This window comes from Bradyrhizobium sp. SZCCHNR1053, from assembly GCF_032381235.1.
In the GTDB taxonomy this organism is placed as follows: domain Bacteria; phylum Pseudomonadota; class Alphaproteobacteria; order Rhizobiales; family Xanthobacteraceae; genus Bradyrhizobium.
This window is the reverse complement of record NZ_JAUHJM010000003.1, coordinates 269,233-290,377: the sequence shown is the minus strand read 5'-3', so window position 1 is coordinate 290,377 and position 21,145 is coordinate 269,233. Positions and strand designations below refer to the sequence as shown.

Annotated in this window: 19 protein-coding genes; 5 read left to right on the top strand and 14 right to left on the bottom strand. The window is 66.6% G+C overall.

Features of this window, described 5'->3' with window-relative positions:
- The 3 genes from QX051_RS10480 to QX051_RS10470 all read right to left on the bottom strand — a co-directional run bounded on the left by QX051_RS10480 (window position 1) and on the right by QX051_RS10470 (window position 4,244).
- On the bottom strand, window positions 1-1,032 hold the full coding sequence (locus QX051_RS10480) for an ABC transporter permease (protein WP_315738484.1): 1,032 nt from the start codon (window positions 1,030-1,032) through the stop codon (window positions 1-3).
- An 18-nt stretch (window positions 1,033-1,050) separates the two neighbouring features.
- Window positions 1,051-2,670 (bottom strand): ABC transporter substrate-binding protein, encoded by a 1,620-nt coding sequence (locus tag QX051_RS10475; RefSeq protein WP_315776050.1) that lies wholly within the window; start codon window positions 2,668-2,670, stop codon window positions 1,051-1,053.
- Window positions 2,671-2,828: 158 nt separating this feature from the next.
- A complete protein-coding gene (locus tag QX051_RS10470; RefSeq protein ID WP_315776049.1) occupies window positions 2,829-4,244 on the bottom strand; it encodes an NAD(P)/FAD-dependent oxidoreductase in 1,416 nt (471 codons plus the stop codon).
- A gap of 210 nt (window positions 4,245-4,454) precedes the next feature.
- On the opposite strand from QX051_RS10470, the gene QX051_RS10465 reads away from it, so the two are divergent.
- Window positions 4,455-5,351 (top strand): LysR substrate-binding domain-containing protein, encoded by an 897-nt coding sequence (locus QX051_RS10465; RefSeq protein WP_315776048.1) that lies wholly within the window; start codon window positions 4,455-4,457, stop codon window positions 5,349-5,351.
- Window position 5,352: 1 nt separating this feature from the next.
- Here QX051_RS10465 and QX051_RS10460 read toward each other — a convergent pair whose 3' ends face one another.
- The 3 genes from QX051_RS10460 to hydA form a co-directional block, all read right to left on the bottom strand.
- Window positions 5,353-6,114 (bottom strand): SDR family oxidoreductase, encoded by a 762-nt coding sequence (locus tag QX051_RS10460; RefSeq protein ID WP_315776047.1) that lies wholly within the window; start codon window positions 6,112-6,114, stop codon window positions 5,353-5,355.
- A gap of 1 nt (window position 6,115) precedes the next feature.
- Window positions 6,116-7,087, bottom strand: a complete 972-nt coding sequence (locus tag QX051_RS10455) for an NAD(P)-dependent oxidoreductase (RefSeq protein WP_315776046.1) — start codon at window positions 7,085-7,087, stop codon at window positions 6,116-6,118.
- A 198-nt stretch (window positions 7,088-7,285) separates the two neighbouring features.
- Window positions 7,286-8,755 carry a dihydropyrimidinase gene (gene hydA, locus QX051_RS10450; protein ID WP_315776045.1) on the bottom strand — a complete coding sequence of 490 codons (1,470 nt, stop codon included), beginning with the start codon at window positions 8,753-8,755 and terminating at the stop codon, window positions 7,286-7,288.
- A 128-nt stretch (window positions 8,756-8,883) separates the two neighbouring features.
- Here hydA and QX051_RS10445 point away from each other — a divergent pair, with 128 nt between their 5' ends.
- Entirely contained in the window at window positions 8,884-9,543 is a 660-nt protein-coding gene (locus QX051_RS10445) for an aspartate/glutamate racemase family protein (RefSeq protein ID WP_315776044.1), read from the top strand.
- A 250-nt stretch (window positions 9,544-9,793) separates the two neighbouring features.
- On the opposite strand, the gene QX051_RS10440 is transcribed toward QX051_RS10445, so the two are convergent.
- Window positions 9,794-10,720, bottom strand: coding sequence for an N-carbamoyl-D-amino-acid hydrolase (locus QX051_RS10440; RefSeq protein WP_315776043.1), 927 nt, complete (start codon window positions 10,718-10,720; stop codon window positions 9,794-9,796).
- 27 nt (window positions 10,721-10,747) lie between these two features.
- On the bottom strand, window positions 10,748-11,977 hold the full coding sequence (locus QX051_RS10435) for an amidohydrolase family protein (RefSeq protein ID WP_315776042.1): 1,230 nt from the start codon (window positions 11,975-11,977) through the stop codon (window positions 10,748-10,750).
- A 249-nt stretch (window positions 11,978-12,226) separates the two neighbouring features.
- Between QX051_RS10435 and QX051_RS10430 the strand changes: the two genes are divergently transcribed.
- The 3 genes from QX051_RS10430 (at window position 12,227) to upp (ending at window position 15,625) form a co-directional block, all read left to right on the top strand.
- Window positions 12,227-13,483 (top strand): GTP cyclohydrolase II, encoded by a 1,257-nt coding sequence (locus tag QX051_RS10430; RefSeq protein ID WP_315738494.1) that lies wholly within the window; start codon window positions 12,227-12,229, stop codon window positions 13,481-13,483.
- A gap of 15 nt (window positions 13,484-13,498) precedes the next feature.
- On the top strand, window positions 13,499-14,722 hold the full coding sequence (locus QX051_RS10425; RefSeq protein ID WP_315776041.1) for a URC4/urg3 family protein: 1,224 nt from the start codon (window positions 13,499-13,501) through the stop codon (window positions 14,720-14,722).
- A 273-nt stretch (window positions 14,723-14,995) separates the two neighbouring features.
- On the top strand, window positions 14,996-15,625 hold the full coding sequence (gene upp / locus QX051_RS10420) for a uracil phosphoribosyltransferase (protein ID WP_315738496.1): 630 nt from the start codon (window positions 14,996-14,998) through the stop codon (window positions 15,623-15,625).
- 6 nt (window positions 15,626-15,631) lie between these two features.
- On the opposite strand, the gene QX051_RS10415 is transcribed toward upp, so the two are convergent.
- Genes QX051_RS10415 through QX051_RS10390 form a run of 6 tightly spaced genes read right to left on the bottom strand, consistent with a single transcriptional unit; the run spans window position 15,632 to window position 21,141 of the window.
- Window positions 15,632-17,005, bottom strand: a complete 1,374-nt coding sequence (locus QX051_RS10415; RefSeq protein ID WP_315776040.1) for an amidohydrolase family protein — start codon at window positions 17,003-17,005, stop codon at window positions 15,632-15,634.
- On the bottom strand, window positions 17,002-17,895 hold the full coding sequence (locus QX051_RS10410; RefSeq protein ID WP_315776039.1) for a polysaccharide deacetylase: 894 nt from the start codon (window positions 17,893-17,895) through the stop codon (window positions 17,002-17,004). Before QX051_RS10410 ends, QX051_RS10415 begins: the two co-directional genes overlap by 4 nt.
- Window positions 17,882-18,700, bottom strand: a complete 819-nt coding sequence (locus QX051_RS10405; RefSeq protein ID WP_315776038.1) for an ABC transporter substrate-binding protein — start codon at window positions 18,698-18,700, stop codon at window positions 17,882-17,884. The genes QX051_RS10410 and QX051_RS10405 overlap by 14 nt, the downstream gene beginning before the upstream one ends.
- Before the next feature lie 4 nt (window positions 18,701-18,704).
- Window positions 18,705-19,472: an amino acid ABC transporter ATP-binding protein gene (locus QX051_RS10400; RefSeq protein ID WP_315776253.1), complete on the bottom strand. Its 768-nt coding sequence runs from the start codon at window positions 19,470-19,472 to the stop codon at window positions 18,705-18,707.
- Window positions 19,469-20,323 carry an amino acid ABC transporter permease gene (locus QX051_RS10395; RefSeq protein ID WP_315776037.1) on the bottom strand — a complete coding sequence of 285 codons (855 nt, stop codon included), beginning with the start codon at window positions 20,321-20,323 and terminating at the stop codon, window positions 19,469-19,471. The genes QX051_RS10400 and QX051_RS10395 overlap by 4 nt, the downstream gene beginning before the upstream one ends.
- Window positions 20,320-21,141, bottom strand: coding sequence for an ABC transporter substrate-binding protein (locus QX051_RS10390; RefSeq protein ID WP_315776036.1), 822 nt, complete (start codon window positions 21,139-21,141; stop codon window positions 20,320-20,322). The genes QX051_RS10395 and QX051_RS10390 overlap by 4 nt, the downstream gene beginning before the upstream one ends.
- Between the last annotated feature and the right edge of the window lie 4 nt (window positions 21,142-21,145).

Genomic DNA, 21,145 nt, shown 5'->3' with positions numbered 1-21,145 from the left:
TCACGCCACCGTCGCCCTGGGATCGGCGATGCCATAGAGCAGATCGACCAGGAGATTGACGATCACGAAGATCGTCGCCATCAGCAGCACGAAGCCCTGCACCGGCGCGTAGTCCGACACCAGCAGCGCATCGAGCGCGTAGGAGGCGACGCCCGGCCAGGAGAACACCTTCTCCACCAGCACGTTGGCGCCGAGCATGGTCGAGAATACGATGCCTGCGATGGTGATCACCGGAAGGATCGCGTTGCGCAGCGCATAGGTGACGACGATGCGCCACCACGACAGCCCGACCGAGCGCGCGGTGCGCACGAAGTCGCTGCCGAGCGACACCAGCATCGAGGCGCGGGTGATCCGCGCTAACGGCGCGATCACGAAGAGCGCCATGGTCAGCGCCGGCAGCATCAATTGCCGCGCCGCCGCCCACCAGCCCTCGAGATCGCCGGCGAGCAGGAAATCGATGATCAGGAAACCGGTGCGCTGCGGCGGCAGCGTGGCGAAGATGTCGATGCGGCCCGTGGGGTCCGGCGCGAAGCCGAGCAGATAATAGAACACGTAGATCAGCAGCAGACCGGAGACGAAGGTCGGCACGCAGACGCCGAGCGAGCAGAACAGCCGCACGCCGTGATCGACCAGCGAGCCTGGCCGGAGCGCTGCGAGCACGCCAAGCGGCACCGCCGAGACCAGCGCGATCAGCAACGCGGTCAACGTCAGCTCCAGCGAGGCCGGCAGCCGCTCCTTGAGGTCCTTGGCAACGGCCTGCCCGGTCATCATCGAACGGCCGAGATTGCCGCGGCCGACGTCGTACAGATAGATCGCGAGCTGGTTCGGCAGCGGCTTGTCGAGCCCGAGCTGCCGGCGGATCACCTCGATCTCCTCCTGGCCGGCATTGGGACCGGAGGCAAAGAACACGGCCGGGTCCCCCGGCAGCACGCGCATCAAGAGAAAGGTGAAGACCAAGACGCCGAACAGCGCCGGCAGCGACGAGACGAAGCGTCGTCCCGCCCGAGCCAAGGTTGCGCCGATCGTGCCCATGGTTATCTGCCGTCCCCGTTACTTGCGGCTCAGGTTACGATAATCGACCTGCCGCGTGAACTGGTAGACATAGCCATCCACCGTCGGCTGCATCACCGCGTCCTGCGCCGCCTGCCAGATCGGGATCTGGAACATCTGGTCGAAATGGACGGCGTTGAGCGCCTTGCCCTGCTCCTCATATTTCGCCTTGTCGGCCTCGAAGCGCGCCTCCTGCGCGATCTTCTCCAGCTCGGCGTTGTCGGTGGAGGAGTAGTTCCAGCGCTGCTTGCCGGTGTAGAAGTTGCGATAGAAGTAGTCGGTCGAGGGCAGCCAGGCGACGATGCCCTCGGTGAAGAACGGCAGCTTCTTCTCGTTGATCGCGGTCGACATCTGCGCATCCGGCAGCTTCTGGATGTCCACCTTGATGCCGATCTTGGCGAGCGATTCCTTGACCAAAGCGGCCATCGGCTCGGCGGTCGCCGCCTGGCCGACATTGAAGCTGAAGGTGGTGGAGAAGCCGTCCGCCATGCCGGCGTCCTTCAGATAGGCCTTGGCCTTCTCCAGATCGAGCTTGATCGGCTGCGGGATCGGATAGCCGCCGCTCGGCGGCTTGCCGTCAGCCCACGTCGCGCCGTAGAGCGCCGCGCCGCGGCCGAACAAGGCCGCCTTGAACATGTCGTCATAGGGCAGCGCAGAGGCGATGGCGCGACGCACATTGACGTTGTCGAACGGCGGAATGGTGTTGTTCATCGAGATGAAGGTCACCGCATTGTATTGCGGCGTCGAGATCACCTTCAGCTTGCCCTTGCCTTCGAGCGACTGCACGTCGCTCGCCTGCAGGTCGATGACGAGGTCGGCGTCGCCGCGCTCCACGAGGTTGGCGCGCGTCGCCGGTTCAGGCACCGACTGGATGATCAGGCGCTTGAACGCCGCCGGCTTGTCCGGCGTGCCGCGATTCCACGCTTCATTGCGCTTGGCGATCACCTGCTCGCCGGGCTTGAAGGTCTCGACGATGTAGGCGCCGCTGCCGGCCGCATTCTCTTTGGTCCAGTTTAGCGCCCACGGATCTTCAGCCGTCGCATGCGCCTTGGCTAGCTTGGAGTTGATGATGATCGGATAAACGGTGGCCAGATTCGGCAGCGCCAGCTTGTCCGGCTTCGGCAAGGTCACTTCGAACGTCAGGGGATCAATGACCTTGAACTGATCGGCCGACGTCAGCGAGCCCGTCAGCAGTTGCGCCTTGCCGAGGATCGGCGCGCTGACGCAGCGGTCGAGCGACCATTTGACGTCCTCGGCCGTCACCGGCGAGCCGTCCTGGAACTTGGCGTCGGGGCGCAGCTTGAAGGTGATCTTCAAACCGTCAGCGCTGACCTGATAGGATTCAGCGAGCTCGCCGGTGATCGTGTCGAGATCGAACACCCACTTACCATTGAGCTGCTTGCGACCGAACGACACCAGCCGGTCGTAGCTCGACATCGACAGCGCGAAGGCCTCGCGCGTCGAGCCCGGAATGTTCGGATCAAGCGTGTTGACGGTGGCACCGGTGACATAGCGCAGAGTCTCGGCGCGGCTCTGCGCATGCGCCGATGGCGCAGCCAGCATCACCGCGAGCAAGGCGGTCGCAGCGAACAACGAACGTTTGGACATCTCGAAACTCATCGCCCTTGTTCCCTCATTGGTCTCAAAATCCGGGACTGAAATACCCTGCCAGCGGTCACCGGCGACGCAAGCGCAGCAGATGGAAGCGCATCAGATGGAAGCGCATCAGATGGAAGCGCATCAGATGGAAGCGCATCAGATGGAAGCGCAGCAGCAATTCACGTGCCACGGCGCACCTCGGCCTGCTTCACATCGTAGGCCTGGAAGCTGGCCCAATGCTTGTCGATGTCGGCCTTGAACAACCCGCGCGTCAGCCCATGCACGAGCTTCGGCACCGCTGTGGTCATTGCATTGATGGAAGAACCCGACGCGCCGAAGCTCATCGTCGAGGCAATGGCGAAAACATGGACGTCGCGGATCCACGGCGTCCGGCCAGCCACACGCTCGCACAGCGCATAGTCGTCGGCGAGATAGGGAAAGGCGCCGAGCCGGTCGTTGCGCTCGCTGGCGTCGGGCGTGTAGCGATCGCACCAGCGTGCGATGTTGGCGGCAAAGCGCTGCAGCTCCGGACGCTTTGCGAAGTCCATCGAGATGCCCGTCGCGCTGACTACGAAATCGACTGTGACTTCGTCTTGCGGTGTCCGCAGCACGACTCCGTCGGACGTCTCGCACGCGGCCACGATCGGCGCGCCCTCGTGTAGATGGAACGCGGCATGACGGGCGCAGCGATCATAGGTGTGCTGCGGAAAGCCCTCGCGCAACTCGAGGACCGCGCGCATGAAACGCCAGCGCCAGACGTCGTCGAGCTCGGAGAAATGCCGCAGGAAACCGCGGAACGTCAGCCAGCGATAGGGCTGGATCAGCTGGATTTCCGTGCGGCGGCATAGCAGATCGACGCGCGCCGCACCGGCTTCGAGCGCAGCCGCCGCATTGTCGAACGCCGAGGCACCGGCGCCGATCACGGCGACGCGGCGGCCGCGCAAGCTGTCGAAATCGATCTCGGCGCCGGAATGGGCGCCGCGCGTTGCGGGCAGATCGCGCAGCGGCTCCGGAATGCTCCAGTCGCCCATCCCCTCCTGCCCGGTCGCCAGCACGATCTTGCGGGCGTAGATCGTCGCCTCACCATCCTTGCTGCGCACGGTCGCCTGCAGCAGTCCATCAGCGGCCGGCGCGATATCGACGACTTCGCAGCCGTTGCGCACGGGAAGGTCGAGCACCTCGCGATACCAGGCGAGATAGTCTGCCCAATATTCGCGCGGAATCAGGTCAAGATTGCGCCAGCTCTCGCCGCCGAACTTCGCCTCGTGCCACGCCTGATAGGTCAGACAGGGTATGTCGAGATCCGGTCCGGTGAAATCTTTCGGGCTGCGCAGGGTCGGCATGCGCGCATAGCTGAGCCACGGTCCTTCGCGGCCAGCTTCGGCCTTGTCGAGCACGAGAATGTTGCTGACGCGTGAGCGCAGCAGCGCGAAGGCGGTGGCAAGACCCGATTGGCCGCCGCCGACGATCAACACATCGCGCGCAGGTCGGCCATCGGGACCGATGATAGGCGTCAGCCATGGCATGCTGGGATGCGCGATCCTGGCAAGATCGCTGCGGACCTGGGCCGTCAGCGCGGCGAGACCGGCGCTCATGCCGGCCACCGGATGAAACACGCGCAATCGCGATCGACACGCTCGCTGTCGCTCACGCTCTCTCCATCAGTCATGTCACCCGGCGAGCGAAGCTTAGCAAAGCGAGCCTGGAGCCGACCATACCGATTTGTCCGCCGCCCATAACAGCTTGTTATGGGACGGCAGCGGCAGCTAGAATCGACAGCCATCCGCAGCGAGACAAGAGGTCGCATGCCGCTCAATCTGCGCCAGATCGAGGTGTTCCGCGCCATCATGATGACAGGCTCGATCAGCGGCGCTGCGCGGCTGCTGTCCGTGTCGCAGCCCGCGATCAGCCGGCTGCTGGCCTATACCGAGGATGGCCTCAAGCTCAAGCTGTTCGAGCGCATCAGCGGCCGGGTGCAGCCGACGCCGGAGGCCAGGCGGCTGTTCGCCGAGGTCGAGCACGTCCATCGCGGCGTCGCGCGCATCAACGATCTCGCCGACGAGTTGCGCGCGGGCGGCACCGGGACGATCGCCGTGGTGGCGAGCCCGAGCGCGGGACACAGCATGGTGCCGGAGGCGCTGGCGCGGCTGCGCGACCGCTTTCCCGATCTGCGCGTCGAGTTCGAGTCGCTGACCCTGCTGGAGATCGTCAGCCGCGTCGGCACAGCCCGCGCCGATCTCGGCATCACCGTGCTGCCGGTCGACGAGCCGACAGTCGCGGTCGAGACGATCGCGGAGGGCGCGCTGCACGTAATCATGCCGGCCGATCATGCCCTGGCGAAGCTGCGCAGCGTCAGGCCGAAGGACATGCTGCCCTATCCGCTGGTCGGCTTCGGCCCGCAGACGCCTTATGGCCACATCGTCACATCGGCCCTCGCCGGCGGCCCGGAGCCGACCACCATCGTGCGCTACACACCCGACGCCTGCGCCATGGCCCGCGCCGGCGCGGGCCTTGCCGTGGTCGACCAATTCGTGCTGCGCGGCCGCGCCTGGCCCGACCTCGCGGCACGGCCACTCGCACCGAAGATTCCGATGCGCGCGTATCTCCTGACGCCACGCTTCGAGCCACTGTCTCGCAACGCGGCCGCGCTTGCGGACATTTTGCGCGGGCGCGATCGGAAATCCGGCACTGCGAGGCGTTGAGCTAAGCCGCCAGCCAACCGCCATCGACCGGCAGCACGATGCCGGTCGTGAACGACGCCTCGTCGCTGGCGAGGAACAGCGCGGCGGCCGCGACCTCGTCTGCCGCGCCAAAACGCTTCATGGCGTGGCGCTGGCGCGAGGCCTCGCGCACCGGCTCGGGATCGGCGTGGCGCGCAAAGCTCCGGCGCAGCAGCGGCGTGTCGATCGCGCCCGGCGCCAGCGCATTGACGCGGATACCATCGGCGGCGAAGTCCACCGCGATGGTGCGGGTCAGGCTGATGATCGCGCCCTTGGCGGCGATATAGGCGCTGTTGCCTTTGCCGCCGGCGACCGCAAGCTGCGACGCCACGGTGATGATCGATCCGGCCTTCTGCTTCTGCATGATCGGCACCGCGACCTTGGCCCACAGCCAGGTGCCGCCGACATTGGCGCGGAACACCGCGTCCCAGTCGGCCGGAGCGGTGGTGACGACGGTGCCGCCACAGGAGAAGCCGGCCGCGGTCATCAGCACGTCGAGCCGGCACCGTGCCCCGGCCACGCCCTCGATGGTCGCCTTGGCGAAGTCGGCGTCACCGACATCGCCGACATGGACGCTGCCATCCCCGCCCGCGCTCCGCACAAGCGCCAGCGTCTCGTCCGCGCCCGCAGCGTCGCGATCGACCAGGGCGAGATGCGCCCCCTCGCGCGCGAACATCACGGCGCTGGCGCGCCCAATGCCGGAGCCGCCGCCGGTGACGATCGCGACCTTGCCTGCAAGCCTCATCTCAATCTCTCCCGTGCTGATCGAACCAGCGGCCGAAATGCTCCGCCGATGCCGCGCAGTCGAAGCGCGCGCGCCAGCCGAACTCCTCGGCCAGTCGCGTCGTCGACAGCCGGCCGCGGTTCGGAGCAAACACCGGCACCGTCGGCGCCTCGCCCTGCTCCGCGAGCCGGCAGACGAAACCGGAGCGGCCTTGCGCGAAGGCGCGGCCCCAGGCCTCGGCGGTAAACATGGCTGTGCTGGAGATGTTGTAGAGCCTGTGCTGCGGCCTCTCGGCTTCCAGCAACCGGCAGACGGCGTCGGCGACGTCGACCGCATAGACCCAGTCCTTGTCGCCCGGCTCGTTCAGCAGCGCCGGCGCATTGCGCGCGCAACAGGCCGCGATCAGCGCCTGCGGCGATGGCGTGTCGCGCACGCCGCCGGCGCGCTCGAAAGGGCCGAAGACTGCCGACAGGCGCACGCTGATCACGTCGGTTTGCCACAGATCCGACAGCCGCGCGGCGACGCGCTCGAAGGCGAACTTGGTGATCGCATAGAGCGACACCGGCTCGCACGGCGTGGTCTCCTCCAGCACGGCAAAGCGCCGACCGCTGGCGCCATAGGACGCCGCCGAGGACAGGTTGATGACGCGGCGGATGCCGCTGCCGCGCGCCGCCTGCAGGATCGGCACCTGCGCAAGCAGATTGACCGCGAGGATGCGCTCCGGGTCAGCCGCATCGCGCTCGGGCCCGGCAGTGATCGCGGCGCCGAGCACGACGGCATCGCAGCCGCTGGCGACGGCGGCCGCGACGGCGCTCGCATCGGTGACGTCGCCCTGCACCAGGTGCAGACGCTCGCGATACGGCGCGAGGGCGCGCTGCGCTGCCGCCGGCAAACCTGCTGCGTCAAAGATCGTCGCGGCATGGCCGCGCTCCAGCAGGCCTTGCGCAATGTTGAGCCCGACGAAGCCGGCGCCGCCGAAGATCAGGACATGCATCAAAGAGGTCCTCGCGTGGACAGCGATCGACAAAGGGCGTTCAGCTCTCTCCCCACGTCATGGCCGAGCGCCGTCCCGGCCATCCACGTCCGGCGGCATCCCGGGAAGCACGTGGATGCCCGGGTCCAGCCCGGGCAGGACGGCGGACAGCGGAGCGACCGCGTCGACATGATCAGCTACTCCAACAGCTCTTCGCGCCTAGAGCAGCTTCGCCCCAAAATTCTGCTCCGGGTCCATATCCGCGACCAGGCGCCCCGTCGGTTTCGCAGCGTCGCCGCCGCTGCGGGCGAGGAACTGGCCGGAGCCGGGCTGGGCCGACAGTCTGCCGCCGTCAACGATGACGCGGCCGCGCGACAGCACGGTCACCGGCCAACCCTGCACGCTGCGCCCCGCAAATGGCGTGTAGCCGGCGAGGTCGTGCATGGCGGCATCGCTGATCGTGACGTGCTTGTCCGGATCCCACAGCGCGAGGTCGGCATCGGCGCCGATCGCGATCGCGCCCTTTCTCGGATGCAGATTGTAGATCTTGGCCGGCGCCGTCGCTGTCAGCTCGACGAACTTGTTGAGGCCCAGCCGCCCCTTCGACACCATCGCGTCGAACAAGAGCGGCAGCCGCAGCTCCAGGCCCGGCAGGCCGTTGGCGATCTGCTTGAAGTTGGGGTTGGGGCCGGCGCGCAGCTTGCCGGTCTCGTCGAACCGATACGGCGCGTGATCGGAAGAGATCGTCTGCAGGTCGCCGAGCGACAGCGCCTGCCACAGCGCCTCCTGATCGGGCGCGCGGCGCGGCGGCGGACTGCACATCCACTTCGCACCCTCGATGCCGGGCTTGTCGAGATCATCGGCCGTCATGAACAGATATTGCGGGCACGTCTCAGCAAACACCTTCAGCCCCTGCCCACGCGCATCCCGGATCACTTTGGCGCCTTCCGCGGTCGAGACGTGGAAGATCATGATCGGCTGATCGACGAGGGCGGCCATGCCGATCAGCCGGTTGAACGCTTCGGCCTCGGAGAAGCGGGCGTGGCTGATGGCGTGATATTTCGGCGCGGTGTAGCCGCGCGACAGCAGCCGCTTCACCATCCAGGAGATGATGCCATGGTTCTCGGCGTGCGCGCACAGCATGGCGCCGCCTTCGCGCGCGGCGACGAGAATGTCGAGCAGCGGCTCGTCGTCGATCTTGAGCCGGTCGTAGGTCATGAAGATCTTGATCGAGCCGTGGCCCTGGCGGATCAGCGCCGGCAGATCGCGCTCCAGCGTCTCCCTGGTCGGATCGGCGACGATCATGTGGAACGCGTAGTCGATCACGGCCCCCTTGCGCGCCAGCGCGTGATAGTCCTCGACCACCTGCGGCAACTGCATGCCGACATGCTGGGCCGCGAAGGAGATCACGGACGTGGTGCCACCGAACGCGGCCGACGTGGTGGCGCTCTCGAACGTGTCGGCATTGACGATCCCTGCCGCCGAGAGCTGCTCGATATGGCAATGGCTGTCGACGCCGCCGGGCAGCACATATTTGCCGCGCGCATCGATCTCGCGCTTGGCCGGGCCGAGCCCGCGGCCGATCGCCGCGATGGTTTCGCCTGATATCGCGACGTCGGCCTCGAACGTGTCGGTGGTGGTGGCGACGCGCCCTCCCCGGATGATCAGGTCATAGGCCGGCTCGGTCATCGCGATCTCCTAGTTCTGCCAGATGGAACGCCGTGGACGCGAGACGACCGCATCGGCCCCATTGCGTCAGCCATGGCATAGTGGTTGCCTGTCACGCGCCGTCAACACTGAAGAAGCAGGTAGCTCCCATGTCCCGCCCGCGCATCACCGTGATCAATCCGAACTCCAACCAGGTGGTCACCGACGGCTTGGCGGCGGCGCTCAAGCCGCTGATGTTCGCCGACGGGCCGGAGATCGTCTGCGAGACCTTGAAGGAAGGTCCATACGGCATCGAGAGCCAGAAGGACGCCGACAGCGTCACCCTGCCGCTGCGGCGTCTCGTCGAGGGCGACAACGCGTCCAGCGCGTTCGTGATCGCCTGCTACAGCGACCCTGGCCTGCATGTCTGCCGCGAGGCCACGGCACGGCCGGTGCTCGGCATCGCCGAATGCGGCGTGCTCACCGCGCTGACCCGCGCCGACACGTTCGGCGTTCTCGCCATCGCGCAGCGCTCGATCCGCCGCCACATCCGCTATCTCCGCCAGATGGGCTTGATGGATCGGTTGGCCGCGGAACGGCCGTTGGACATGACCGTGGCGGAGACAGCGTCAGGTGAAGGCACCTTGGCGAAGATGATCGCGGTCGGCCGCGCGCTGAAGGACGAGGACGGCGCCGGCGCCATCGTGATGGGTTGCGCCGGCATGGCGCGGCACCGGAAGAGCTTAGAGGAGGCGCTGGGGATTCCGGTGATCGATCCGACCCAGGCTGCGGTGACGATGGCGCTCGGCGCGGTGGCGTTTGCCGGGTGAGTGGCGCTGAGCCTTGCGCTCTGCATTCGCTGATCTGCCCGACCGGTCGCCTCACACACGGCTGTCGTCCCGGCCTTGAGCCGGGACCTATAACCACCGGTTGCGGTGAGGCAGGCAACTAACAGTCACGTTCCTCGATAGCTTCCGCGGTATGGGTCCCGGCGTTCGCCGGGACGACACCATTGTCGTCGCTGGAGTCGAGCACAATAACTGCGATCTGCTTAGCTCCGGCAGCTAAAAAACTCGTTGTTCACTCCGGCGGCACCGCGCCCGTGCGGCTGGTGATCAGCCCGTAATGCTCGATCCGCCGATGCCTTGCGAAGTCGAAGATCGTCTGCTTGCCGAACCGCGTCGCATCGAGATCGCACGGCACGACCAGCACCTCGTCCCCTTCCGTCGCGGCTTCCGCGACGATCTCGCCGTCGGGATTGACGATCAGGCTGCCGCCGATCAGGTGATGGCCGTCCTCGACGCCGGCCTTGGCGACCGCCACCACCCAGCACGAGTTCTGATAGGCGCCGGCCTGCGCCGAGAGGCGATTGTGAAACAGGCGCTGCTGCAGGCCCTCGGCGCTCTTCAATGAGTTCACCGACGGCGTATTGTAGCCGATCAGCACCAGCTCGACGTCCTGCAGGCCCATCACGCGATAGGTCTCCGGCCAGCGGCGGTCGTTGCAGATCGCCATGCCGATGATGCCGCCGAGATCGCGCCACACCGGAAAGCCGAGATCACCAGGCTCGAAATAGCGCTTCTCCAGATGCTGGTGGCTGCGCTCCGGTTCGAACTCCTCGTGGCCGGGCAGATGCACCTTGCGGTACTTGCCGACGATGGTGCTGCTGCGATCCGTGAGGATGGCGGTGTTGTAGTGGTGCCCATCCGGCGTCAGCTCGGCATAGCCGAGATACATCGCCATACCATGCTGCGCAGCGCGATCGAACAGCGGCTGCACGGCGGCATTCGGCATCATCAGCTCGAACCAGCTATCGACCTCCACCTGATTCTCCATGTACCAGCGCGGAAAGAACGTCGTCAGCGCCAGCTCTGGATAGACGATGAGATCGGCCCCCCGGCGCTTGGCCTCGTCCAGCAGTGCGATCATGCGCGCCACCACCGCCTCGCGGCTGTCGGCGCGCTGAATCGGCCCCATCTGGGCGGCGGCAACGTTGATCACGCGCATGGTTGGTCTCCTATTCTAACTCTAGCGTCACCCCGGCCGATGCAGCAACGGCCGCGTCCGCGAGAACGATGGCCGGCCGCGCTTGAGGCCCCATAGCGGCTGCGCCAGGGTCGCCACCGTCTCGGTCGGCGTCGACGCATCGATGCAGACCAGATCGGCAGGCGCGCCGACCCTGATGCCGTAGTCGCCGAGCCGCATCAGCTTCGCCGCATCATGGGTCACCATGTCCAGGCAGCCGGCGAGATGGTCAGGGCGTGAGACGTGGCAGACATTGGCATAGAGATTGGCCATGCGGATCAGCGAGCCGTCGCCATAGGGCGTGAACGGGTTGAGCACATTGTTGGTCGAGAGCGAGCAGGTCACGCCCGCAGCGCGTAGCGGCTCCAGGGGGACCACGCCGCGTGGGATCGCATGATCCTGCCGGCGCCCCATCAGATGCAGGTCGGTCGAGGGCAGCACGGTGACGGCGACCCCGGCATTGGCCAATTGCGCAGCGATGGCTTTGAAGCGCTGCGGCGGCAGCAGCGACAACTGCGTGACGTGACCGACCGCGACGCGGCCGCCCCAGCCATACTCCTCGGTCTTGCGGCAGACATATTCGATCTGCATGTGATCGAGCGTCTCGGCGAGATCGAGATGCATGTCGATGTCGACGTCGTGCTCGCGCGCGATCGCGAAGATGCGGTCGATCTGCGCCGGCGGGTCGGTGTCGAAATACGGGGCGGCGCCGATGGTTCGCGCGCCGCGGCGCAGGCCTTCGATCAGCAGCTCCTCGGTGCCGGGATAATTGGTGAGACCTTCCTGCGGAAATACGCAGATCTCGAGATCGAGCGCCCAGGCATAGTCCTTTGCGAGCCGCCGGATCGCCTCGAAACCGATGAAGCCGATGCCGGGATCGAGCTCGACATGGGTGCGCATGCGCATCGTGCCATGGCTGACGCAGCGCTCCACCGTCTGCTTCGCTCGCGCGTAGACATCATCAGCGGTGAAGTTGCGCTTCGCGGCCGCGGTCTCGCGCACCGCCTCGGCGACTGTCCCGTCGCGGATGGTGCAGCGGTCGAGGATGCAAGTCTTGTCGAGATGGATGTGCGTCTCGATGAAGCCGGGAACGACGAGGCAATTCTCCGCGTCGCGCTCCGCGCCGTCGGCTGGCAGCGACGGCGCGATCGCCGCGATGACACCATCGGAAATTCCGATATCGGCGCGGCGCACTTCGCCCTGCTGCGCCAGCACCGCGTTGCGAATGATCAGGTCCATGCTGCCGCCAGGGATTCCATACGCGCGCCAAGCTGGCGGCCCGGCTGCGAAAAGGCAAGCACCATGCCAAGGCCCGTCCGCCGCAACGCGCGGCCAGCGGTCGATACCATTCGTTTACAAATAGACGGCCGCCGGGAACCACTTGTTTGCCGGGGAAAAACTGCTATATTGATGCATGGAAAACGTGAACTCGTTCTGCTCAGGCCCGTCGTCAAGGCGGGCCGTTGCCGTTTTGGGGGTAGCTGTCCGATGACTCGCTCCAACCGTACGGATCACATTCGCCTGACCTCGCACCCGGTGCCAGGCGCCAAGCACAATTTCCCGCTCCACTGGGGCGCCGAGAGCGCGCGCGAGCGCGGCCCGATCATCGGCACGGTGTCGCGTCCGCAGGACCGCAACGTGATCGGCAGCCATGGCGGCTCCTACACGGTCTACCGCGCGCTCGCGGTATCATCTGGTGCGCTCGATCCGATCCGCCGTCCGGATCTCACCAACACCCATCCCGCCGCCACCATCGGCCCGTTCGCGCAGTGGCGCGATCCGGCGAAGATCGTCGCGCTCGATCCCTGGGGCCATTTGGTCGCCGAGAATTTCGGCGGCGAGATCGCGGAAGGAATCGATATCCGGCCGACGATCGCCGTGACCAAGGCGCGCATCGAGCTGCCGGAGCTGCATGCGGCGCTCGCGGCCAAGCGCCTCGTTCATGATGGCGATGTCGTGCACGCCAACGGCAGCGTGTCGGTGGTCAAGATCGCGATCGATCCGGTGTGGTACCTGCCCGGCGTGGCCGCGCGGTTCGGCACCAGCGAGACCAATCTGCGCCGCGGCCTGTTCGAGCAGACCGGCGGCATGTATCCGGAGCTGGTGACCCGGCCCGACCTGCAGGTGTTCCTGCCGCCGATCGGCGGCACCACGGTCTATCTGTTCGGCGACGTCGACAAGCTCAATGACAGCCGGACGAAGATTACATGTCGCGTGCATGACGAGTGCAACGGCTCCGACGTGTTCGGCTCCGACATCTGCACCTGCCGCCCCTATCTGATCCATGGCATCGAGGAATGTGTCGCGGCCGGGCAGAACGGCGGCCTCGGCATCATCGTCTACAACCGCAAGGAGGGCCGCGCCCTCGGCGAGGTGACGAAGTTCCTGGTCTACAATGCGCGCAAGCGCCAGGAGGACGGCGACGCCGCGGCGGCCTATTTCGAGCGCACCGAATGCGTCGCCGGCGTGCAGGATGCGCGCTTCCAGCAGTTGATGCCTGACGTCATCCACTGGCTCGGCATCAAACGCATCGACCGCTTCATCTCGATGAGTGACATGAAGCATGACGCACTGGTGGGCCAAGGCGTCGACATCGTCGAGCGCGTGCCGATCCCGGACGAGCTGATTCCGGCGGATGCCCATGTCGAGATCGCGGCGAAGAAGGCGGCCGGCTATTTCTCGCTGGAGCCGCAGAAGCCCGAGGCGCTCGGCGACACCGTCGGCCGGCCGCTCGAGAAATACTGAGCGAAGCCTGAGCTCATGGACGACGTCTCCTACCTCCTCTCGGCCCGCGCAGTGCGCGAGCGCGCGCATCAGATGCTGGCGCTCGGTCTTGCCGACAAGCTGTCGCATTTTCGGGTCGAGATCGGCAAGCTCGATGCGATCGCCGACCTCGTGCTGGACGTCACCAGCAAGGCCTATCCCGATGGCGAGGTGCCGTTCCACTCGCGCTGGCGGCATTTCGTGGTCGGCGGCGTCGATCGCTGGGCCGCTGTCGCAGACAAGATTCAGTGGAATGATGCGGCCTCACGGGCGCGCGCCGAGTTCGATCTCGCCATCACCAGCGTGCTGCTCGACGCGGGCGCCGGCGCGGCGTGGCGTTACCATGATGTCATAAGCGACACGCGTATCGGCCGCTCCGAAGGGCTGGCACTGGCGAGCCTCGACATGTTCGCACGCGGTGCGTTTTCGGCCGATGCAAGCCATCCGCTGCGGGCCGACGCCGCGAGGCTGCAGCACATCATCGTCGCCGATCTCGAACGCGGCTTCCAGGTGAGCGCCGACAATCCGCTGGTCGGACTCGAAGGCCGCGTTGCGCTGCTGCGCCGGCTAGGCGAGGTCACGGCTGCAAAGCCGGAGATCTTCGGTCGGAAAGATACCCCACGTCCCGGCGGTCTGTTCGATCAGCTCGCCGCTGGTGCGACCGGCGGCCACCTCCAGGCCGCTGACATTCTGCAGCAGGTGCTGCTGCAGCTCGGCCCGATCTGGCCGTCGCGGCTGACGCTGCAAGGCATCGCGCTCGGCGACTGCTGGCGCCATGCTTCCCTGGTCACCGATGACGCGACCAGCGGTCTCGTCCCGCTGCACAAGCTGTCGCAATGGCTGAGCTATTCGCTGATCGAACCGTTGCAGCGCGCGGGCCTGGTGGTCGAGAACATCGACGGCCTCACTGGCCTTGCCGAATACCGCAATGGCGGTCTGTTCGTCGATGGCGGCGTGCTGCTGCTGCGCTACCCTGCCGATGCCGCGCGCGCCCATGCAGTCGACTCGCCGCTGGTGGTGGAATGGCGCGCGCTGACCGTCGCCCTGCTCGACCGTCTGGCCTTGCTGATCCGTCAGCGCACCGGCCAGACCGCGGAGCAGCTGCCGCTGGCGCGAATCCTCGAAGGCGGCAGTTGGGGCGCCGGCCGCAAGCTCGCCTTCGCTCGCCGCCCGGACGGCTCGCCGCCGCTGACCATCATCAGCGACGGCACGGTGTTTTAAGGGGGGTTTGAGGCTAAACTCATCGATCTTGCGCCTCCGTCATTGCGAGCGAAGCGACTTGTCCGCCATAGCCCGAAGGGCGACGGTGGAAGCAATCCAGGGCCAGGAGAAAGTCTGGATTGCTTCGTCGCTCCGCTCCTCGCAATGACGAAACTGATGAAGTGCCTGTAGGGTGGGCAAAGCGCAGCGTGCCCACCATTCCAAGCTGAGCTAATATCAGGTGGGCACGGCGCTTCGCGCCTTCGCCCACCCTACGCTTCGGAGATGAAAGCCATGGAAGGCGTCACGGTCGTCGATCATCCCCTGGTGCAGCACAAGCTGACCTTGATCCGCGACAAGTCGATCTCGACCAAGTCGTTCCGCGAGCTGCTCAAGGAGATCGGCATGCTCCTGTGCTACGAGGTCACGCGCGACCTGCCGCTCACGGAGGTCGAAATCGAGACGCCCCTGGCGCGGATGCAGTCGGCCAAGATCGCCGGTAAGAAGCTGGTGTTCGTGCCGGTGCTGCGCGCCGGCGTCACCTTCGTCGACGGCATGCTCGACCTGGTGCCGACCGCGCGCGTTGCCCATATCGGCCTCTACCGCGAGCCGCAGACCTTCACCGCCGTCGAGTACTTCTTCAAGGCACCATCCGACCTGCAGGAGCGTCTCGCCGTCGTCGTCACACCGGTGCTCGCGACCGGCAACAGCGCGGTCGCCGCGGTCGACCGGCTCAAGGAGCGCGGCGCCAAGGACATCCGCATGGTCTGCATGATCGCCGCCCCCGAAGGCGTCGAGCGCGTGCGCGGCCTGCATCCTGATGTTGCGCTGTGGACCGCCGCGATCGACGAGGGCCTCGACGACGACGCCTTCATCGTGCCGGGTCTGGGCGATGCCGGCGACCGCGCCTACGGCACGAGGTAGCAGCGGTCAGCCGGCGAACGCGGCCTGCGCCTCCGGCAGCGCCCAGATCCTCTCGATCGCAGCAGCACCTGCGGCCATGATGGTCGCCTCGTTGCCGTGGAGATAGCGACCGTCGTGGATCAGCAGCCGGCCGTCGACCATCACCTGGTCGATGTTGGCGCGGTTGGCGAGGGCGATCAGGCCGCGGCGGGGATCGTGCAGCGGCTGGAGATGCGGATGGGTCATGTCGACGACGGTGAGATCGGCGGTCGCACCCTGTGCTAGTACGCCCAGATCAGGCCGCTTGATCATCGCGGCGGCGATCGCCGTGACCGCGTCGATCAGTTCCGGCGCGCTCGCGGTCTCGGCGCTTCCCAGCGCGATCTTCGAGATCATCGACGCCGCGTTGAGCTCGCCGAGCAGGTCCATGTTGTAGCCGTCGGTGCCGACCGCCGTGCGTACGCCATGCGCGGCGAAGCGGCCGAAGGCGGCGGTGACGCCGGCGCGTGCGAAGACGCGCGGGCAGTTCAGCACGCCGGCACCACGCGCCGCCATCAGCGCAAGGTCCGCATCGGTCGAGGCGTGGCAATGCGCGGCCAGCAGATCTGGACCAAGCAGGCCGAGCCAATCGAGATACTCGGCCGGGGTGCGGCCGTCGTAGCGCTGCGCGATGGTCGCGACCTCGCCTGCGCTCTGCGCCATGTGCGTGGTGATGGGAACGCCGAGCTCGCGCGCCCGGCTCGCAGCCGCGCGCAACAGATCCGGTCCGCAGGTATCGGTCGCGTGCGGGCTCATCGCGAGACGAATGCGGCCGTCGTCCTGGCCGTGCCAGCGCTGATACAGCCCATTCCAGATCGCCATGTCGGCTTCGCCGTCATTGCCCGCGTAAGTCACGACGCCGGAGGCATCCGCCTTGGCATCTGATGTCGAGAACAGATAGGGCGCGCCGTAGAAGCGCAGGCCCATCTCGAGAGCCGCATCGAACAGCTCCGGAATCGTGTTGCGGAACGGCTCCATGACCGTGGTGGCGCCGCCCTTCAGGAGCTGCAGCACCCCCATGCGGCCGATCGCCAGCCGCTCCTCCACCGAAAGGATCTCGGCCCCGCGCTTGGACAGCGGCAGCAGCACCGTGTAGACGATGCTCTTGTTGTTGCGCCGACCGTTGCCGTCCTCGGTGAGCGTGCGTGCGATCGCCTCGCTGAAGATGTGGTTGTGCAGGTTCAACAGGCCCGGCAGCACGAAGCGGCCCGGACGATCGAACACCTCGTCCGCCGCCGGCCGATCGCGCGTCACGGCCGCGATGCGCCTGCCCTCGACCAGCACCCAGTGATCGCGCAGCACATCCTGGACGCCGTCCTTGCGCGTCAGCACGTAGCTGCCGAAGATCGCGGTCGTGCTCATGCGTCCTTCGCTTCCGCCGCCTCATGACGCTGATAGTTCGCCGCGATCTCGGCGCCGGTGGTGATCCACACGTCCCGGCACGACTTCGCGTAGGTCAGGAACTCGCGCAACAGGCGGAAACGCATCGGCCGCCCCGAGACCTGCGGATGCAGCACGGTCGTCACCATCGCGCCCCAGTCGCGGACTTCGTCCAGCTCGTCCTTCCACATCGACAGCACATGCTCTTTCGGAAAGATCGAGCGCGGCGAGAACCGCGCCGACAGGCCGTGCATCCAGTCGTCATAGCTCGCAGTCACCGGGATCTCGATCGTGCCCGGCTTGCCGTCCGCGAGGCGATGGCGATACGGCCTGACGTCATCGCGGAAGGACGAGGTATAGACGATGCCCTGGCGCACCAGCGCTGTCAGAAGCTCCTCGCAGAACTCGCCGAACGGCGCGCGGTAGCCGATCGGACGGACGCCGAGCCGGCGCTGGATCGCCTCGAAGCCGCGCTCGATCTCCTCGATGATGAAGGGATCACCGGGATCGGGCAACAGATGGTGATAGCCGTGATGGCCGATCTCGTGGCCGGCCTTCAGCACGGCTTCGGCCATCGCCGGGTGCGCGTCGACCGACCAGCCCGTGATGAAGAACGTCGCCTTGAGATCGAGCTCGGCGAGCAGCTCGAGCAGCTTCGGGGTGCCGACGCGCGCCTCATAGCCGCCAAAGCTCATCGTCACCAGACGCGCGGCATGCGCCGGATCCTTCGAGGTCCAGGCGCTCTCGGCGTCGATGTCGAACGACAGGAACATGGCCGCGCGATACGGCTCAGGCCATGGATAGTCCGGCGCCGGCGGCGCGGTGTTGGCGGGAATGAGCGGAATGCCTGCGAGCGCCTTACTGTCCGGCATTGATCAGCACCTTCTCGATTCCATTGTCGCTGAGCTTCCACTTGGCCAGCAGCGCCTTGTAGCTGCCGTCGGCGATCAGGCCCTCCAGCGCGGCGCGCAAGGCCTCGCGCAGCTCCTCCGCCTTCACCGGCGTCGCCAGCCCCGTATATTGGTAGGCGATCGGCGTGCCGACCGGCACATAGGTGTTCGGCTCGAGATCCATGATGTAGGGCAAGGTCTCGTTGCCCTGCACGGCGGCGTCAATGCGGCCCTGCTTGAGCTGCGTCCGCGCATCGGCCGAGCCTTCCGTGCCGACGAACTGAATCGGGCTCGCGCCGCAGTTCTTCTCGCTCCAGGCGGCGATGTCCTTGGGGAACATCGTGCGCCTGCTGGCGCCGACCTTCTTGCCGCACAGCGCGGCCGGCTCCTTGAGCTCGGCCGCGCGCGACGCCTGGACGAAGAAGCGCGGACCGCTGCGCAGATAGTCGAGGAAGGTCGCGGTGTCCTGCCGGCTCTTGTAGTCGGTCATGCCGGTCAGGATGATGTCGAAGCGTTGCGTGGCGAGGCCCGGCATCAACTGGTCGAAGCTGGTCTCCTGCCACACCGCCTTGACGCCGAGCTTCTTGGCCAAGGCCTCGCCGAGCTCGACGTCGAAACCGGTCAAGGTCGCGGTGGCCGGATCCTTGAACTCCATCGGCGGATAGTTCGGCACCACCGCGATGCGCAGGCCGTTCTGCTTGATCTCGGCCGGCAGCTCGGCGGCGAGAGCCGCGCCCGCCACGGCCACGCTCATGAGCCCAGCCAACACGATCGACTTCAATTTCATCACCTCACCCCACTTCAGCTGCCAGAAATGCCTTGGTCCTCGCCTCGCGCGGCGCACGCAGCACCTCGCCGGCCGGACCACTCTCCACGATCACGCCCTGGTTCATGTAGACGACCCGGTCGGCGACCTCGCGCGCGAAGCCGAGCTCATGCGTGACGACCAGCATGGTCATGCCCGATGTCGCGAGTTCCTTCATCACGCTGAGCACCTCGCCGACCAGCTCGGGATCGAGCGCCGAGGTCGGCTCATCGAACAGCACCAGCCGCGGCTTCATGGCGAGCGCGCGCGCAATGGCGACGCGCTGCTGCTGGCCGCCCGACAATTGCGATGGATAGGAGCCCGCCTTGTCGGCGAGGCCCACCCGCCGCAGCAGCGCCATGGCCTCGTCCTTCGCTTCGGCCGGTCCACGCTTCTGCACCTGCACCGGCCCCTCGATGACGTTCTCCAGCGCCGTCATGTGCGGAAACAAATTGAAGCGCTGGAACACCATGCCGCAGGCGAGGCGCTGCCGCGCGATCTCGCGCTCCGACAGCCGATGCAGCCGGCCATCCTGCTCGCGGAAACCGAGCAGCGCGCCGTCGAGCCAGATGCCGCCGCTGTCGGCCGTGGTCAGCTGGTTGACGCAACGGAGCAAGGTGGTCTTGCCGGAGCCGGATTGCCCGATCATGCAGACCACCTCGCCCTCGAACACATCGAGCGAGACTTGCTTGAGCGCCTGGAATTCGCCGAAGCGCTTGCTGACCTGACGGATGGCGACGAGCGGCGTCATCAGCGTCCCCGCGCGATGCCGCGGGCAAAACGGCGTTCGAGCAGCATCTGCAGCGGCGTCAGGACCGAGACCACGAGCAGATACCAGAGGCCGGCGACGATCAGGAGCTCGATGACGCGCGAATTGGCGTAGTAGATATTCTCGGCCGAGTGCAGCACCTCCGGATACTGGATCACGCTGGCGAGCGAGGTCGCCTTGACCAGGCCGATGAACTCGTTGCCGAGCGGCGGGATCACCACCCGCATCGCCTGGGGCAGGATGATCCGGCGCAGCGCCTGCAGCCGTCCCATGCCGATCGCCTGCGCCGCCTCGTATTGGCCGATGTCGACCGACAGCAGCCCGGCCCGCATCACCTCCGAGGTGTAGGCGCCCTGGTTGATGCCGAGCCCGAGCAGCGCAGCCAGGAACGGCGTCATCACGTCGACGGCGCGCGCGCTCCACAGGCCGGGAATGCCGATGGTCGGAAACACCAGCGCGAGGTTGAACCACAGCAGCAGCTGCAGGATCAGCGGCGTGCCGCGAAACAGCCAGGTGTAGCCGGCGGCGACCGACCGCAGCACCGGATTGGGCGACAGCCGCATGATCGCGACGACCACGCCGAGCGCGATGCCCAGCGCCATCGCCGCGACAGCCATGACCATGGTATTGACGATGCCGCGCAGGATCACCGGCGCGGTCAGGAAACGTTCGACGTAAGACCATTCGATCTGGCCTCTGGCGAAGGCGCGGCCGATCGCCAGCAGGATCACGACGATGACGGCAGCCGTAAGCCAGCGGCCCCAATGCGCCTTGCGCGCGATCCTGTGCGCCGACAGGTCGGGAAAGCCATCGGCCAGCACGTCGGCGCGGCTCATTGCGGCGCCGCGTTGAGCATCGGCTCGCGCACCGCATTGGCGCCGAGACCCCATTTGTCGAGAATGGCCTTGTAGCTGCCGTCGGCGATCATCGCCTTGATCTGCTCGGTCACGACTTCGCGAAGCCCCGCATCATCCTTGCGGAACATGATGCCCTGGTAGCCGAAGGTGATGGGCTCACCGACGATGCGATACTTGCCGGCCTCCTGCGACTGCGCATAGGGCAAGGTTTCGCTGCCCTGCACGGCGGCCTCGATGCGGCCCTGCTTCAGCTGGTTGCGGACATCGATCGAGTTCTCCCCCGGCACATATTGCGCCGCCGGCTTGCCGGCGGCCTCGCAGACCGCCTTGCTCCATTTCTCGATCTCCTGCGGGAAGCTGGTCGAGCGCGTGGTGCCGATCTTCCTGCCGCACAGATCGGTCGCGACCTTGGCATCGCTCTCCGCCAGCACGACGAATTGCGGACCTGTGACCAGATAGTCGACGAAGTCGGCGGTCTCGCGGCGCGAGGCGCGATCGGAGATGCCGGAGATGATGAAGTCGGCGCGCCTGGTCTGCAGCGATGGGATCAGCTCGGCGAACGGCGTCTCGCTCCAGACGATCTTGACGCCAAGCCGCTTCGCCAGCTCGTTGGCCAGGTCGATGTCGAGCCCCTTCACCTCGTTGGTGGCGGGGTCGTGATATTCCATCGGCGCGTAGGTCGAGTTGACCGTGAGCTTGAGCACGCCAGCCTGCTTGATCTCGGCGGGCAGCTCCGCGGCTCCCGCCGGAGCGAGCGAGGCGAGGATGACGAAACCTGCGAACGACGAACGGCGCATCCTG

Coding starts and splice junctions, on each gene's coding strand:
- QX051_RS10390 (WP_315776036.1), bottom strand. CDS start 21,141: ATGCGCCGTTCGTCGTTCGCAGGTTTCGTCATCCTCGCCTCGCTCGCT.
- QX051_RS10410 (WP_315776039.1), bottom strand. CDS start 17,895: ATGCCGGACAGTAAGGCGCTCGCAGGCATTCCGCTCATTCCCGCCAAC.
- QX051_RS10445 (WP_315776044.1), top strand. CDS start 8,884: ATGTCCCGCCCGCGCATCACCGTGATCAATCCGAACTCCAACCAGGTG.
- QX051_RS10435 (WP_315776042.1), bottom strand. CDS start 11,977: ATGGACCTGATCATTCGCAACGCGGTGCTGGCGCAGCAGGGCGAAGTG.
- QX051_RS10425 (WP_315776041.1), top strand. CDS start 13,499: ATGGACGACGTCTCCTACCTCCTCTCGGCCCGCGCAGTGCGCGAGCGC.
- QX051_RS10405 (WP_315776038.1), bottom strand. CDS start 18,700: ATGAAATTGAAGTCGATCGTGTTGGCTGGGCTCATGAGCGTGGCCGTG.
- QX051_RS10460 (WP_315776047.1), bottom strand. CDS start 6,114: ATGAGGCTTGCAGGCAAGGTCGCGATCGTCACCGGCGGCGGCTCCGGC.
- QX051_RS10480 (WP_315738484.1), bottom strand. CDS start 1,032: ATGGGCACGATCGGCGCAACCTTGGCTCGGGCGGGACGACGCTTCGTC.
- QX051_RS10465 (WP_315776048.1), top strand. CDS start 4,455: ATGCCGCTCAATCTGCGCCAGATCGAGGTGTTCCGCGCCATCATGATG.
- QX051_RS10475 (WP_315776050.1), bottom strand. CDS start 2,670: ATGAGTTTCGAGATGTCCAAACGTTCGTTGTTCGCTGCGACCGCCTTG.
- QX051_RS10440 (WP_315776043.1), bottom strand. CDS start 10,720: ATGCGCGTGATCAACGTTGCCGCCGCCCAGATGGGGCCGATTCAGCGC.
- QX051_RS10455 (WP_315776046.1), bottom strand. CDS start 7,087: ATGCATGTCCTGATCTTCGGCGGCGCCGGCTTCGTCGGGCTCAACATT.
- upp (WP_315738496.1), top strand. CDS start 14,996: ATGGAAGGCGTCACGGTCGTCGATCATCCCCTGGTGCAGCACAAGCTG.
- QX051_RS10430 (WP_315738494.1), top strand. CDS start 12,227: ATGACTCGCTCCAACCGTACGGATCACATTCGCCTGACCTCGCACCCG.
- QX051_RS10415 (WP_315776040.1), bottom strand. CDS start 17,005: ATGAGCACGACCGCGATCTTCGGCAGCTACGTGCTGACGCGCAAGGAC.
- QX051_RS10470 (WP_315776049.1), bottom strand. CDS start 4,244: ATGAGCGCCGGTCTCGCCGCGCTGACGGCCCAGGTCCGCAGCGATCTT.
- hydA (WP_315776045.1), bottom strand. CDS start 8,755: ATGACCGAGCCGGCCTATGACCTGATCATCCGGGGAGGGCGCGTCGCC.
- QX051_RS10395 (WP_315776037.1), bottom strand. CDS start 20,323: ATGAGCCGCGCCGACGTGCTGGCCGATGGCTTTCCCGACCTGTCGGCG.